Below are 14653 nucleotides of genomic sequence, written 5' to 3' on the forward strand. Positions count from 1 at the left end.
GAAGTTGTGTTGTATGGTTTACCACCCTTGCATGTAAATATAGGTGCAAGTGAGGACACAACTTTCTGTACATCGAAATTGAGGTGACAAACTATGTCTCTACGCTCAAACCGTGTCGCTGAGCAAATGAAAAAAGAGCTTGGTGATATTATTGGACGTAAAATAAAAGATCCGCGTGTTGGTTTCGTTACTGTTACTGGTGTTGAGGTGACAGGTGATTTACAGCAAGCGACAATTTATATTACAACTCTAGGCAATGAACGTGAAAAAGAGGAAACACTAAAAGCTTTATTAAAGGCTGCTGGTTTCATTCGCTCAGAAATCGGTTCACGAATCCGTTTACGTCGTACACCAGAACTAATTTTTGAATTCGATTCATCTATTGAATATGGGAACCGTATTGATACATTGCTACGTGGTTTACACGAAGAATAAGCTTAACTTAAAAAAGTCTGCCATATGCATGTTCATGCAGGCAGGCTTTTTATATTGATTTGAAAAATAACAAGGCATTTAAAAAGTAACGGACAATTAAAATAGGCTAAAAATGAATTGATTTTAGGAGGAAATGTATGAACGGTATTTTACCGCTTTGGAAGGAACGCGGCATGACAAGTCATGATTGCGTCTTTAAATTACGAAAAATTTTACGCACCAAAAAAGTTGGACATACAGGCACACTTGATCCAGGCGTTGAGGGAGTTCTCCCGATTTGTATCGGTCAAGCAACACGCATCGCAGAATATTTAACGGATGCAGGAAAAACCTATGAAGCCGTTATTTCAATTGGTCGTACAACGACAACTGAAGATGCAGAAGGAGAGACGGTTGAGCAAAATAGTATGAATAAAAAGTTCACACGTACTCAATTACAAGAAGTTTTAGCTTCGCTAACAGGTGTGATTCAACAAACGCCACCGATGTTTTCAGCTGTCAAAGTAAATGGTAAACGTCTCTATGAATATGCCCGAAAAGGCGAAATTGTCGAAAGACCTACACGACAAGTTACTATTTATGCATTAGAACTACTAGATGATGTAGAAATATATGAAGGGGAAGAAATTACATTCCCAGTACGTATAGAGTGTAGTAAAGGGACGTATATTCGAACACTAGCTGTGCAAATCGGAGTGGCACTTGGCTATCCAGCACATATGAAAGAGCTCGTACGTACAGCCTCAGGTACATTTACGCAAGAGAATTGCTTTACGTTGGCACAAGTTGCTGAACTGATGGAAGCTGAACAAATTGATACATGCATTTTACCAGTTGAGTATGCATTAACAGATTATCCATTTATTGAAATAACTTCTGCTAATGAAAAAGAAATTTTCAATGGACAAGTGCTTCCCGCAGATGCATTATTAAAGATACATGATAAAATTGTTTTTGGAATCAACGGGAAAGCAATTGCGGTCTATCAAGCCCATCCTACAAAGGAAGGGTTTATGAAGCCACATAAGATGTTTCCGACGATAGAGTAGGAGGATTTTTTGTATGGAGGTCATTCATTTAAAATACCCACACCAGCTACAGCAACGAGAAAGCATGCAAGCATATTCATTGGCACTTGGTTTTTTTGATGGTGTACATAGAGGGCATCAGGAAGTAATTAAGGCAGCGAAGGAAGAAGGAGACAAACGTCAAATTCCAACGGCTGTTATGACATTCGATCCACATCCTTCTTTAGTGCTTGGCGGACGTAACGAAAAAGTATTTTATATAACGTTATTACAGCAAAAATTGCAACTTTTTGAAGAACAAGGTGTTGATACAGCATTTGTTGTCCATTTCACATCTGATTTTGCAAAGCTTTCACCTGATGCATTTATTGATACATTTATTCGTGGGTTGAATATTCAACATGTTACAGCTGGCTTTGACTATTCTTTTGGTGCATTCGGTAAAGGTAAAATGGAAGATATGCGTGCATTGAGTAATGGAGATTACGGCGTAACGGTTGTTGAAAAGAAAACTGACGATATCGAAAAAATTAGCTCTACACGTATCCGAAAGCTATTGCAAGAGGGAGATATGGAAGCAGCAAGATTGCTCCTAGGACGACCATTTGAAATTACGGGTATCGTTGTACATGGTGATAAAAGAGGACGCACAATAGGTTTCCCAACTGCTAATGTCCAAGCGTTAGAGGGGACTTATATTCCAGCAAGCGGTGTGTATGCGGTTCGATTACTTGTACAAAATAACTGGTATGATGGTGTATGTAATGTAGGCTATAAACCAACATTTAAAGATCCAAATGACAAGCAATTATCCATCGAAGTCCATATATTAAACTTCGAAAAAAATATCTACGGTGAAGAAGTGCATGTCGCTTGGTATAAACGTATAAGAAGTGAACGAAAATTCGATGGGATCGAAGCTTTGAAAGCACAAATCCAAAATGATAAACAGGAAGCAATTAAATATTTTGCAACTATTACCAAAGGTTAAAGCGTACACCATGAGTTGATTGGAGTGGAGACTGGGCGACTCCTTGGGGATCAGCGATAGAGGAACGAAGGCTAAGAGCATCACGTCCTGTGATAACGCCTTCGTGACCAACATCCTGTCGCTGCCGCTACGTTACACTACGCTTTCGCACAAAAAACATCTGTTGGCCCAAACGGCTCATCGGACGCCCCCAGGAAGCTTTGCTCTGTGCGAAAGGGAAGCGTCAGCGACAAATGTTTTATCTGCGCGAAAGCGAAGCGTCAGCGACAAAGCGCTCAGTCGGAACGGAAATCAACCCCACGTTATGGAGATGAGCTTAAATCTGCTTTAGCCTATAAATAGGCGCTTACGTTAACACTTGCTAGACCTTTTGATTTATGGTAACATTCATAAGTGCATAATATGCTTAACCTTAGCTCGGTATATCGATGACTCCAACGTTTACTGTGCTAATGGGGATTAACAATTATTTAGGAGGTCCATACAAATGGCTATTTCAAAAGAACGTAAAAACGAACTAATTGCTGAGTACCGTACTCACGAAAGTGACACTGGTTCTCCAGAAGTACAAGTTGCAGTATTAACAGAGGAAATTAACGCTCTAAATGCTCACTTACGTACACACAAAAAAGATTTCCACTCTGAGCGTGGTCTTCTTAAAATGGTAGGTCGTCGTCGTCACCTATTAAAATATCTTCGTGAAACTGACGTACAACGTTACCGTGAACTAATCACTCGTTTAGGCTTACGTCGCTAATTGTCGATCGAAAAGCGGGATTAATCCCGCTTTTTCTTTATGTTTATAAACATTAAGAAGACGGATTGAGAAAAAAAGCATATATGACATGAATTTCAAGCAAAAAAACATCGTTTCAATCAAGTATAGAAATAAATCCTAAATAAATTGGCAATAACTGAATTTAAATGTATGATTATTTAATGAAATATTTAGCATAGAACAAGCATTTTTGGTACACTTACTATTAGTACATACAGACGAAGTAAGTGTTTTTATAATAGAGAGGGGTTCATTGAATGAACGAAAAGAAAGTCTATTCCTATGAATGGGCTGGCCGTCCACTAGTAATCGAAGTTGGACAGTTAGCAAAACAAGCAAATGGGGCCGTATTAGTACGCTATGGTGATACATCAGTACTTTCAACAGCAACAATGTCAAAATCACCGAAACCACTTGATTTCTTCCCATTAACAGTAAACTATGAAGAACGTTTATACGCAGCAGGTAAAATTCCTGGTGGCTTTATTAAACGTGAAGGCCGTCCGTCTGAAAAAGCAATACTAGCAAGCCGTTTAATCGACCGTCCGATTCGTCCGATGTTCCCAGACGGTTTCCGTAATGAAGTACAAGCGATTTCGATGGTCATGTCTAACGATCCGGATTGCACGTCTGAAATGGCTGCAATGGTTGGTTCATCATTAGCGTTAGCTATTTCAGATATTCCATTCGGCGGACCGATTGCAGGTGTACAAGTTGGATATATCGACGGTAAATTTATCGTGAACCCAACAGTGGAACAATCTAATCAATCAACAATCCATTTATCTGTAGCAGGTAACAAGGATGCTATCAACATGGTTGAAGCAGGTGCACTAGAAGTACCGGAAGAAGTAATGCTAGAAGCTATTATGTTCGGTCATGAAGAAATCAAAAAAATTATTGCTCTCCAAGAGCAAATCGTTGCAGAAGTAGGAAAAGAAAAATTACCTGTAACATTATTTGAAATTGATGAAGCGATTCAAGCAGATATAAAAGCAACTTGTGAGACTGACATGCATGATGCTATTCAAACAGCTGAAAAACATGCACGTGATGAGGCTATTAAAGCAGTAAAAGATCGTGTTATTGCTTCTTATGAAGAGCAAGAAGCTGATGAAGTAACAATGAAGCAAGTTCATACAATTCTAGATAAAATGGTTAAAGACGAAGTACGTCGTCAGATCACAGAAGATAAAGTTCGTCCAGATGGTCGTAAGTTAGACGAAATCCGTCCACTTTCTTCTGAAACAGGCTTATTGCAACGTACTCATGGTTCAGCATTATTTACGCGTGGACAAACACAGGCCCTTTCTATTTGTACATTAGGTGCACTTGGGGATGTACAAATTATCGACGGTTTAGGTGTAGAAGAATCAAAACGCTTTATGCATCACTATAACTTCCCACAATTCTCTGTAGGGGAAACTGGCCCAATTCGTGGACCAGGTCGTCGTGAAATCGGTCATGGTGCATTAGGAGAACGTGCTCTTGATGCGGTTATTCCAGATGAATCTGTATTCCCATATACAATCCGTTGTGTATCGGAAGTACTTGAATCAAACGGTTCTACATCTCAAGCTTCTATCTGTGCTTCAACGTTAGCGATGATGGATGCTGGTGTTCCATTAAAGGCTCCTGTAGCAGGTATTGCAATGGGTCTTATTAAAAAAGGAGAACACTACTCTATTTTAACTGATATTCAAGGTATGGAAGACCACCTTGGAGATATGGACTTTAAAGTTGCAGGTACAGCTAAAGGTGTAACAGCACTTCAAATGGACATTAAAATTGATGGTTTATCACGCAATATTTTAGAAGAAGCATTAACACAAGCTAAAATTGGCCGTATGCACATTTTAGAATCAATGCTTGCTACTCTTGCAGACCCACGTGAAAAATTATCTAAATTTGCACCGAAAATTGTGATCGTGAAGATTAATCCTGATAAAATTCGCGATGTCATCGGACCTGGTGGTAAACAAATTAACAAAATTATTGAAGAAACTGGCGTAAAAATTGATACGGAGCAAGATGGTACAATTTACATCTCTTCTGCAGATGAAGAAATGAACGCTCGTGCAAAACAAATTATCGAAGACATCGTACGTGAAGCAAAAGTTGGCGAGTATTACTTATCAACAGTTAAACGTATTGAAAAATTCGGTGCGTTCTGTGAAATATTCCCAGGTAAAGATGGTTTACTTCACATCTCTGAAATTCAAGAGGAACGTACAAAACAAGTTGAAGATGTCTTAAAACTTGGCGATCAATTACTTGTAAAAGTTATTGAAATTGACAAGCAAGGTCGTGTGAATTTATCTCGTAAAGTAGTGATCCAAGAGGAAAAAGAACGCGCTGAGCAAGATAAATAATAAATTGTAGAAAAGGCTGCGTATAATGCGCAGCCTTTTTTAAATCAAGTATAAGGAATTTGGTTCAATAAGGGATATTTTGGGGGAAGCTTCACATTATGGTTCATCATAAAAGTCGTGGATGACTTTTAGTAAAACGTATACTATGTAAATAAGTTGATTGGAGTGGAGAATGGGCGACTCCTTGGGGATTAGCGATAGAGGAACGAAGGCTAAAACCATCACATCCTGTGATAACGCCTTCGTGACCAACATCGTGTTGGCCCGAGACCCTGGAGCGAGCATCGCGAGTGAAGCGGCTCATCGGACGCCCCCAGGAAAGCGTCCAGTCGGAACGGAAATCAACCACACGTTTTGGTGATGATCCCACATTATGCCTTTGATATAGAACCAGAGATAAATTGGGGGAGATTTTTTGGTACAAGTACATACATGTCAGAATGGTGTGCGTATTGTGTCTGAGCAAATCGATCATGTAAGATCCGTTGCGCTAGGCATTTTTGTTAATGCAGGATCTCGTTATGAGCTATCTGAGGAAAATGGGATTACGCATTTTATCGAACATATGCTTTTTAAAGGGACAAAAACTCGAACAGCTCGCCAAATTGCAGAAGAATTTGACCGTATTGGTGGAGAGTTAAATGCTTTTACATCCAAGGAAAACACTTGTTATTATGCAAAGGTTTTAGACCATCATGCTGAGCTTGCCGTTACAATATTAGCAGATATGTTCTTTAATTCTACGTTTGCAGAGGAAGAGTTAGAGAAGGAAAGACAAGTTGTACTAGAGGAAATACTAATGAGTGAAGACGCGCCTGATGACGATGTTCATGAAAAGCTATGGGAAGTCATGTATCCAAACGATGCACTGGGTCGTCCAATACTAGGAACTGCGACTACTTTAAAAACATTTACAGCAGATATGATACGTAACTATATGGCTAAACATTATGGTCCAGAATCAGTTGTTATTTCAATAGCGGGAAATATCTCTACAAAGCTTATACAAACAATTGAAGACTTATTTGGCCAATATCAGCCATCTCCACTTGTGGTTGAGCCTGTGCTAATGAATCCTCATTTTTATCCAGGAGAGATTTCAAAAACTCGCGATACGGAGCAAGCGCATTTAGCCATTTCTTATCCAGCAATTGGTGTAAAAGATCCAGATATGTATAGCTTTATTGCACTTAATAATATTATTGGTGGTAATATGAGTTCTCGTCTGTTCCAAGAAGTACGCGAAGAACGTGGTTTAGCCTATTCAATATTTTCTTACCAATCCTGTTATGCAGATGTTGGCGCATTTACGATTTATGGTAGTACAAGTCGTCAGCAATTATCACAGCTTCAACATACAATTGATGCGACATTACTTGATGTCGTAGCAGGTGGCGTGACTGAGGAAGAACTTATGAATGCGAAGGAGCAGCTGAAGGGTAGTTTTGTACTCGGTCTAGAGGGGACAGGCGCTCGTATGAATCGCAACGGTACAAGTGAGTTAGTGCATCGCAGACATCGTTCTGTAGACGAAGTATTAGCGTCCATCGATGCCGTATCAATAGACTCGATTGATCGCTTAATAGCAAAAATCTTGAAAGCTGAGCCAGCCATTTCAATTATTGGCCCAGAAGCTTAAAAAAAGGTTGCCCTAAATGGGCAACCTTTTTTTATAGTGTTGAAAAACAAAATGGACAAGGAAATCTTTGTGAATGTTGTGACGTTTAGATGAGGGGATTTCCGTTCCGGGCTTTTCGTTTTCTATGGACGAGCGTCGAGCCGCTTCCTCCGTTAAAATGTTGCTTCACTTTTGCAAAAAAACATTCGTCGTTGCTGCTAGGGGAGAAAGCGCAATTGGATCAGATATATGAATTGATTGAAGGCAGCAAAAAAGCCTTAATGAGATAGATTTTACTATGGGTTCACAATAATTAGTCAATAACTATAATAAATTTTAAAAAGTTGTTAAAAAGTTGATATCTGTATGTTTTTATAGTTATAAGGAGATGTTCATTCTTAGTTAAACTAAAAAACTTTTGAAGGAGAGGGATTAAAATGAAAAGCATGATCGAAGTTCAAAATGTAAGTAAGACTTTAAATAAACGAAAGGTTATTCAAAATATGACGTTTAATATTATGAAAGGAGATATATGCGGCTTTATTGGTCCAAATGGGGCTGGTAAAACTACACTTATGAAAATGGCTACCGGACTAATAAAACCTAACGATGGGGAAATTTTAATAAATGGGATTGATGTTCAAAAGGATAGAGAAAAGGCACTGTCTGGGGTTGGAGCAATAATAGAAGTTCCAGTGTTTTTTGAATATATATCAGGAAGAAAGAATCTCAGAAATCTTGCTAGATTAAATAGTGGAATGAATCGTAAAGAACAGTTAAATAAAGTTGAAGAAGTATTAGAACTTGTTGGACTAAAAGATAGGGGCAATGATTTAGTAAAAAACTATTCTTTAGGAATGAAACAAAGGTTAGGTATTGCACAGTCATTACTTAATAATCCATCCATTGTTATTTTAGACGAACCTTCTAATGGGCTAGACCCCGTTGGTATGAAAGATTTGCGTGAATTAATACTCAGTCTTGCAAAAAAATTCGAAATTACTTTTTTTATCTCTAGTCATCTTCTCGATGAGCTTCAAAAGATTTGTAATAAATATATATTTATTAAAGAAGGATGTATTAAATGGGTTGGGGATGCTGACAGCCTATTAATGGATAAAGAAAAAGATTTAGAAGAGATTTTTTTAGATCTCATGGCATAATTCCCGTTTTCATCGAAGAAAAGTTGAAAAATCCTGAAAAATTTAATAGATCTGAAACAAAGGATGGTTTTAATGTTTAAATCATTGTTTATATATGAGTTTGAAAAGTTTTGGTTTAAAAAGATAAATGTGGTCTGTTTTATAGCGATACTTATAGTGAATTTTTTAGCACTGAAATTCGCTTTACAATCTAACAAAACAGCAGAAATGACAGATATAGTATTTAGTTCAAGTCTTAACTTTCATATAACTAGTTTACAAGAAATGCTTATAACTGCTTTTAACGCAATTGTCATAACTTTTTGTATTTTGAGTTTTCATGAGGAATATAGAAAAGGTTATCTAAGAATGACATTTACCAGAGGAATTTCAATAAGCAAGTTATATATAGCAAAGTCATTAGTAATGTGTCTAAATATATTTTTAATAATTTTAATCCATTGTATAGTCTCTTTACTTTTTGCTTTAATATTTCTTCCTAAAGCGAATGTTTCACCATTATTTTTTAAAGAAGGGCTATACAGCGTAATAGATGTCATTTTGTTTTCTATAAAATACTATATTTTGGCATATTTGAGCCTTTTGACTTTTGGAAGTATTATCGAGTTTTTATCAATTAAATGTAAATCAATAGCCGGTGTTTTGGGCCTAAGTCTAGGCTTTGTATTTCTTAATATTGTTTATATTGCTTACGTACCTATCGTATTTAAAAACTATGCGGATAGTGATCCTATAGTACTGAATTATAGTTCAATATCCACTATATTTATCCAAGCAAAAGGAGCAGCATATTTTGCTGCTGGAATTACAGATGTTTTTTTATATAGTATGATTATCATTTTTCTAATTTTCAAATCTTTATCATATTTAGCTTTTACGAATAAACATTATTTAGAGTAATGGAGGACAGTTTTATGCTAAGAATTATTAAATCAGAATTCGGGAGAATGTTTTATAAAAAAAGCACAAAGATTATATACGCAATAACTATTTTATTTCCCATTTTAATCTTCTACTTTTTTCAACAGCGATGGGGTAACGACTATTATACAGTTGATGGCGTACAGTATTCATTAAATAATCTTAATTACCCAGTAACACAAATGCTCGAATTTAATGCGTTATTTATTTTCATTATTTTACCACTATTTTTTAGCGAATCTTTAAGTTCCGAAATTGACTCTGGCGGGTACAAAATGATCCTACTCAGACCTTTCAAAAAATGGAAGCTATTAATTGGAAAATGGATTGCGTTAATGCTAACATATATGAGTATGCTTTTGTTTGTATTTCTTATTAATTCCCTGATAGGATACTTATTTATGCCTAATGTAGAATACACAAGTTATTATAATATCAATGAAAATTTATATCTTTTTGACTCGATCTTTTATAATCTAAAGTTCTATTCAATTATATTCATAGTACATCTATCTATTCTCCCTATAATTGCATTATTAAGCATTTTGTTTAAAAAAACATTTCTGTCCTTTTTTGGAAGCATAGCACTACTGGTTGGAGGTATTTATATATCCGTACCTTTACAAAATATTCTTTTTAATACGCCCAATGTCGCTTACTCTATTTTAGGAGGAACATACGAGTTTATAAATATGTTGGTATTTATACTCGTAACCTGTTTGCTATTTAGTGTATCTATATGGATTTGGAATAAAAGAATTGGCAGTATTGTATAAAGGAGCTTACTATTGCTTCCCTTAATATTCGAAGCTATGCCAAAACACTTCCAATATCCTTAATAGTTCTACTTGAGGATATTAGCTTAAAGCACCAAAAAATTAATATGAACTGCACCTCGATTGTTTGAACTACTAGCTGTCAAGTAGACAGTAGAAATAATAAAAATGCTCAAGCGGCTTGAGCCCTGAATTTTAAGGGGCTCAGGTCGTTTTTGGCTTCCTCGAAATCTGGAGGCAATTCGATGGAAAATCCCTTTATGTTTATGACAATCGGAACAGTGTCTGAAGTACGGATTCTTGAATCGCTACCGGAAGTCACTGTGCTGGATGCGGTGGTGTTTGTGAGCGCGTTCTTTTAACCAAAGAGATACATACTTTGAACAGGTATTTCCTGTTTGGCACACCAAGCCGAGAAACGCTGTCTTGAAAGGCTTGAATACGTGAGTACCATAAGAGTTGACTTTCTGAACGGGGCATGAAAAAACCTCCTAATGAATGATTATCGAGATTGTCCCACGATTATTAATTCATTAGAAGGTGTGTAGTATTTGGCGCTTACATACAAACACGTGACGCCTTTTGATAAAGTGCCAAATACCCCAAATTAATTAGACTGTATTTTAGTTTTATTTTGTAATGATGGTGGCAAAAAAATTTCGATACTCGCGCCACCTGTATTATTATTAAAGGCTTTAATTGTTCCATTGTGTTTTCCTACAATAAGATCACAAATATAGAGACCAAGCCCTGAACTATTGGTAGATTTAACTCCTTTATCACCTTTATAATTTTTATTGAAAATGTACTCAAGCTCCTTCTCATTAAACCCGTTTCCAGTGTCGGAAACTTTTAAAAATAGGCCAGCCTCTTCTTTCTTTATTTCAAATTTTATTTCACCACTCTTAGTAAATTTTATTGAATTTGATATTATATTTTCAAGTACTTCATTCATTCTTATGGGATCAAAGCAGAATGTATCTTCTTTTTGAAAAGATGCTATGATTTTAAACGTAATATTTTTCCTTGAACAAATTTGCAGGAAATTATCATTTATTTTTCTGGTGAATTTATCCAAAGACATATCTTGGGTATACAAGGAAAAATTACTTCTTTCTAAATCCCAGATCTCGTTTAACTGATTAATCATTATTCGTATCCTATCAGCATTATGAACGATAGTATCCATAGACTCTTTTTTTTGTTTATTTGTTAAGTTTTGCTCATAACCGTTAATTAATTCTAAGTGACCATTAATAATAGTTATCGGTGTTTTAATATTATGTGTTAAAGAATGAATCATGTCTTTACGTTGTTCCTCCATTGTCCATTGTTTTTTTAATGAATCTTGGAGAGTTTTCCTCATATTTTCAAATGAGCTTAGTACTTGTCCTATTTCATTGTTGTAAGAGACATTGATTGAAAAATCTAATCGACCTTGTTTAATTTTTTCACTGGCACTAATTAATTCTTTTAGAGGCTTATTAATTCCTTTAGCAAATAATAAAGAAAAGATAAATACTATGATAAAAGGGCAGAGTATCAATATGGGAAAAAATATAAACAGATTAAAAAAGGCTCTATAACTTGTTTTATTAATTACCGAATTAATAAAATTAGAATTTAGAAACAAAGTGTTTTTATATTTTAGTATAAAGCCACCATCTATATTTTTATTGTGTAATGGTATATAAGAAATTATGTAATTTTCATCAGTTACTATATTAACTTCCTTTGTAGGGCGATTTTGTATAATATGAGATACTTCACTAGGCATAGTTTTTGGCGTGGAACCGTAAGGTATATTATCATCAGTTGTAAAAAGCCAATAATCAAAATCATCTGGTACTATACTTTTTAGATTTTTTTCATAATTCTGATCCAAAGCATTCTCAGCATTAAATTTAACATAATCCTTTATTTCGTTGACTTGTTTGAGATCATGAAATAAGAAAATAAAAATTAAGAGAAGTATGATACTAAGGAAAGCAGCTAAGAAAGCACTTAATATGAAAAATAGAAGAAACTGCGTTCTTAATTTTAACTTTCTATTCAGATACTTCAATCTCCCCATTTATATCCGACCCCCCATACTGTTTTTATATAACAGTTATCAAAGGATGTATTCGCGGAAATTTTAGAACGAATTCTTCTGATATGCTCAGTGATAGTGTTAATATCACTATCGCTAGTATCTTCCCATATTAATTCGAAGATTTGTTCCTTAGAAAACACTTGCCCCGGATGAATAGATAGAAGCTCTATAATTTCATATTCTTTTTTAGTAAAGTCAATTAGTTGGTCATTTATTTTAATACTTTTCGCCAAAATATCGATTTCGACTTCCCCTAATTTAATGAATTTTCTTACATGTTTTTGATCTGATTGAACTTGTTTTTTTATATGTACCTTTAATCTGAGTAGTAGTTCTTTTAAAGAAAAAGGTTTGACAATATAATCAACTCCCCCTACTAAGAAACCTTTAACTCTTTCTTGCTCAAGACCCTTTGCTGTTAAAAATATAATGGGACAGGAGTTAATTTGTTTTATTTTTTCGCAAACAGTAAAACCATCTATATCAGGAAGTCCAACATCTAATAATACGACATCAAATTTTTCCTTCATTTTACTCAAAGCTTCTTTTCCGTTTAAAGCATAGTCTACAATATAGCCTTCTATTTCTAGTGCAGGTTTTAAAAACGAAATAATGTCTTCATTATCATCTACGATAAGTATTTGTTCCCCCAATTTAAATATTTCCTCCCTCTATTCAACACTTTGACCCGTTGGTGGGTTCAAAAAATTTTTTACAATATTTTCATATTATACCACACGTGTTGATTAGGGAAAATTATATGGTAGATTTCTGATAAATCAGCTGTGCAGACGTCAAAATTTCGTTTATGTGCTTTCGCCATTCTCGTGGTAGAGCAGCACAAAGAAACAGGCGTGTAAAACCTGCGAAAGATAAGATTTTACATGTTTTTTTCTGATTAATTCGACCATGCAAAAATTTCAGAAGTACGTACGCAATGAGTGCAGCGAAGAGCTGACTAAATACGGCATTTCAGTTGATTCACCAATTATATGAGCAGAGTTCGTTAATTTTAACTTCGAATCGGAGTCCAGAAGAATGGACAGAACTTGTAGGAAATCAAGGGATGATGACAGCGATTTTAGATCGTCTGTTACATCGAGTAGAGGTTATTCATATGAACAATGAAAGTCATTGTTTGAAACACCAGAAAAAGATTTTTCAATGATAAAAAGTGTTCATCGCTAATGAGCAAAAAATGTTCATTTTGGGTTGACGGTTACACGGGTCTAGCCCACTCGTTGGTTCGTCTAAAATTAACAGCTTTGGATGATGCGACATGGCTAATGCAATGGACAGCTTCATCCTCATTCCGCGAGAAAATTCTTATATCTTCTTCCTCTCCGGAATTTTAAATTGTGCTAATCGCTCCAAATAATAGCCGGAATCCCACGTTTTAAACACTTTTTTCATAATTATGTCGAGTTGCGTCGCATGGAGCGTTTCGGGTACATGTAAATCGTCAAAAACCACACCGATGTCGTTTTTTATCGATAATTCATGTTCGACAATATCCTTACCGAATAGTAAAGTTTCGCCATATTCTTTTTTTAGTAAGTTAAGTATGCATTTAATTGTAGTAGAATTACCAGCGCCATTTTCTCCGACAAAACCCATGACAGTGCCTTGAGGTACAGAAAAACTTACATCATCAAGAGAAAATCCTTCAAAGCTTTTATTTAAATCACGAACTTCAATAGCATTCATTTAGTGGTCCCCCTCCAAAATTAATGAAAGTAACTCCTGTAACTCATCTTTTGTCATGCCTGCAGTTTTGGCCGTTTTTACTGCTCTTTGCATATGCTCTTCAACTTGGCGCTAATTCCTCGCGTAGAAAATTTTGATTTCGTTCTGTAACAAAGCTTCCTTTCCCAGCTATTGTTTCGATAAATCCATCTCGCTCTAAATCAGCATAAGCACGCTTCGGTGTCATAACGCTAATTTTTAAATCCTTTGCAAGTGCACGAATAGATGGTAGTGCGTCTCCTGCCTGTAATTTATTGGCTAGTATCGCTTCCTTAAGCTGCATAAATGGGTTTATCACTGGCGTTGCTTACATGGATATGCACAAATTCCGCACCTCACACATCCGTATATATACATTATTTACAGATATGCGGGTAAATGCACATTTCCTACTTTGGGTAAGGGTCACGAATTGCGAAAACTCAGCATATATTGGGGTAACGGTTCAAGGAGGGAGATGAGGGATGCTATTATCAGAGATGGTGGATAAAGAGTTAATTCAAGTTGAGGGTGGCGTACACTTTGGCATATTGGCACATACGGAATGTCTATTAGATGTGCAAACAGGAAAGATTCATGGTTTTGAGATTGTTAAAGATAAATTGCCATTCCAAAAAAAGAAAGTGAAAATTAGTGAAATGATACCTTGGCATGAAATTATACTAATTGGTGAAGATCGGATTTTATTTAACAAAACAACGACAGTGCAGTCAGACTTTTTACAGTGAGG

General features: G+C 35.8%; 15 protein-coding genes and 2 pseudogenes. 12 read left to right on the forward strand and 5 right to left on the reverse strand.

The features are described 5' to 3' along the window. The first annotated feature begins 93 nt into the window (after positions 1-93). From rbfA to pnp, 6 genes are all read left to right on the forward strand, one after another. Positions 94-435: a 30S ribosome-binding factor RbfA gene (rbfA, locus tag ACFCYJ_RS00495; RefSeq protein WP_376069230.1), complete on the forward strand. Its 342-nt coding sequence runs from the start codon at positions 94-96 to the stop codon at positions 433-435. A gap of 137 nt (positions 436-572) precedes the next feature. Next, entirely contained in the window at positions 573-1484 is a 912-nt protein-coding gene (gene truB, locus ACFCYJ_RS00500) for a tRNA pseudouridine(55) synthase TruB (protein WP_376069233.1), read from the forward strand. 13 nt (positions 1485-1497) lie between these two features. Further along, entirely contained in the window at positions 1498-2454 is a 957-nt protein-coding gene (ribF, locus tag ACFCYJ_RS00505) for a riboflavin biosynthesis protein RibF (RefSeq protein ID WP_376069236.1), read from the forward strand. A 207-nt stretch (positions 2455-2661) separates the two neighbouring features. Next, complete coding sequence (locus ACFCYJ_RS00510) at positions 2662-2796, forward strand: hypothetical protein (protein WP_376069238.1); 135 nt, start codon at positions 2662-2664, stop codon at positions 2794-2796. A 145-nt stretch (positions 2797-2941) separates the two neighbouring features. Then, positions 2942-3211, forward strand: coding sequence for a 30S ribosomal protein S15 (gene rpsO / locus ACFCYJ_RS00515; protein WP_376069241.1), 270 nt, complete (start codon positions 2942-2944; stop codon positions 3209-3211). Between the two features lie 278 nt (positions 3212-3489). Beyond that, positions 3490-5604: a polyribonucleotide nucleotidyltransferase gene (pnp, locus tag ACFCYJ_RS00520; protein ID WP_376069244.1), complete on the forward strand. Its 2115-nt coding sequence runs from the start codon at positions 3490-3492 to the stop codon at positions 5602-5604. 106 nt (positions 5605-5710) lie between these two features. Here the strand turns inward: pnp and ACFCYJ_RS00525 are convergent, their stop codons facing one another. Then, positions 5711-5908 carry a hypothetical protein gene (locus ACFCYJ_RS00525; protein ID WP_376069246.1) on the reverse strand — a complete coding sequence of 66 codons (198 nt, stop codon included), beginning with the start codon at positions 5906-5908 and terminating at the stop codon, positions 5711-5713. A 111-nt stretch (positions 5909-6019) separates the two neighbouring features. On the opposite strand from ACFCYJ_RS00525, the gene ACFCYJ_RS00530 reads away from it, so the two are divergent. From ACFCYJ_RS00530 to ACFCYJ_RS00545, 4 genes are all read left to right on the forward strand, one after another. Continuing rightward, a complete protein-coding gene (locus ACFCYJ_RS00530) occupies positions 6020-7243 on the forward strand; it encodes a M16 family metallopeptidase (protein WP_376069248.1) in 1224 nt (407 codons plus the stop codon). Between the two features lie 416 nt (positions 7244-7659). After that, positions 7660-8385: an ABC transporter ATP-binding protein gene (locus tag ACFCYJ_RS00535; RefSeq protein WP_376069250.1), complete on the forward strand. Its 726-nt coding sequence runs from the start codon at positions 7660-7662 to the stop codon at positions 8383-8385. Positions 8386-8457: 72 nt separating this feature from the next. Next, positions 8458-9285: an ABC transporter permease gene (locus ACFCYJ_RS00540; protein WP_376069253.1), complete on the forward strand. Its 828-nt coding sequence runs from the start codon at positions 8458-8460 to the stop codon at positions 9283-9285. A 14-nt stretch (positions 9286-9299) separates the two neighbouring features. Continuing rightward, a complete protein-coding gene (locus ACFCYJ_RS00545) occupies positions 9300-10082 on the forward strand; it encodes an ABC transporter permease (RefSeq protein WP_376069255.1) in 783 nt (260 codons plus the stop codon). A gap of 607 nt (positions 10083-10689) precedes the next feature. Here the strand turns inward: ACFCYJ_RS00545 and ACFCYJ_RS00550 are convergent. Continuing rightward, a complete protein-coding gene (locus ACFCYJ_RS00550; RefSeq protein ID WP_376069257.1) occupies positions 10690-12156 on the reverse strand; it encodes a HAMP domain-containing sensor histidine kinase in 1467 nt (488 codons plus the stop codon). Beyond that, a complete protein-coding gene (locus ACFCYJ_RS00555) occupies positions 12144-12830 on the reverse strand; it encodes a response regulator transcription factor (protein WP_376069260.1) in 687 nt (228 codons plus the stop codon). The genes ACFCYJ_RS00550 and ACFCYJ_RS00555 overlap by 13 nt, the downstream gene beginning before the upstream one ends. Positions 12831-13153: 323 nt before the next feature. On the opposite strand from ACFCYJ_RS00555, the gene ACFCYJ_RS00560 reads away from it, so the two are divergent. After that, the gene (locus tag ACFCYJ_RS00560; RefSeq protein WP_376069263.1) at positions 13154-13345 is read left to right on the forward strand and encodes an ATP-binding protein; all 192 of its coding nucleotides are present in this window, start codon (positions 13154-13156) and stop codon (positions 13343-13345) included. Here ACFCYJ_RS00560 and ACFCYJ_RS00565 read toward each other — a convergent pair. Then, positions 13339-13884: pseudogene (locus ACFCYJ_RS00565) on the reverse strand (ATP-binding cassette domain-containing protein). The gene ACFCYJ_RS00560 and the pseudogene ACFCYJ_RS00565 overlap by 7 nt on opposite strands. Beyond that, positions 13885-14246, reverse strand: a pseudogene (locus ACFCYJ_RS00570) (GntR family transcriptional regulator). It lies immediately after the preceding pseudogene. A 141-nt stretch (positions 14247-14387) separates the two neighbouring features. Here ACFCYJ_RS00570 and ACFCYJ_RS00575 point away from each other — a divergent pair. Then, on the forward strand, positions 14388-14651 hold the full coding sequence (locus tag ACFCYJ_RS00575) for a YlmC/YmxH family sporulation protein (protein WP_376069266.1): 264 nt from the start codon (positions 14388-14390) through the stop codon (positions 14649-14651). Positions 14652-14653: the final 2 nt, after the last annotated feature.

The organism is Lysinibacillus sp. NPDC056232 (assembly GCF_042267565.1).
Lineage (GTDB): Bacteria > Bacillota > Bacilli > Bacillales_A > Planococcaceae > Lysinibacillus.

Excerpts from the sequence above, each read along its gene's own strand:
- rbfA (WP_376069230.1), top strand. The coding sequence starts at position 94 with ATGTCTCTACGCTCAAACCGTGTCGCTGAGCAAATGAAAAAAGAGCTT.
- truB (WP_376069233.1), top strand. The coding sequence starts at position 573 with ATGAACGGTATTTTACCGCTTTGGAAGGAACGCGGCATGACAAGTCAT.
- ribF (WP_376069236.1), top strand. The coding sequence starts at position 1,498 with ATGGAGGTCATTCATTTAAAATACCCACACCAGCTACAGCAACGAGAA.
- rpsO (WP_376069241.1), top strand. The coding sequence starts at position 2,942 with ATGGCTATTTCAAAAGAACGTAAAAACGAACTAATTGCTGAGTACCGT.
- pnp (WP_376069244.1), top strand. The coding sequence starts at position 3,490 with ATGAACGAAAAGAAAGTCTATTCCTATGAATGGGCTGGCCGTCCACTA.
- ACFCYJ_RS00525 (WP_376069246.1), bottom strand. The coding sequence starts at position 5,908 with ATGAGCCGCTTCACTCGCGATGCTCGCTCCAGGGTCTCGGGCCAACAC.
- ACFCYJ_RS00535 (WP_376069250.1), top strand. The coding sequence starts at position 7,660 with ATGAAAAGCATGATCGAAGTTCAAAATGTAAGTAAGACTTTAAATAAA.
- ACFCYJ_RS00540 (WP_376069253.1), top strand. The coding sequence starts at position 8,458 with ATGTTTAAATCATTGTTTATATATGAGTTTGAAAAGTTTTGGTTTAAA.
- ACFCYJ_RS00545 (WP_376069255.1), top strand. The coding sequence starts at position 9,300 with ATGCTAAGAATTATTAAATCAGAATTCGGGAGAATGTTTTATAAAAAA.
- ACFCYJ_RS00550 (WP_376069257.1), bottom strand. The coding sequence starts at position 12,156 with ATGGGGAGATTGAAGTATCTGAATAGAAAGTTAAAATTAAGAACGCAG.
- ACFCYJ_RS00575 (WP_376069266.1), top strand. The coding sequence starts at position 14,388 with ATGCTATTATCAGAGATGGTGGATAAAGAGTTAATTCAAGTTGAGGGT.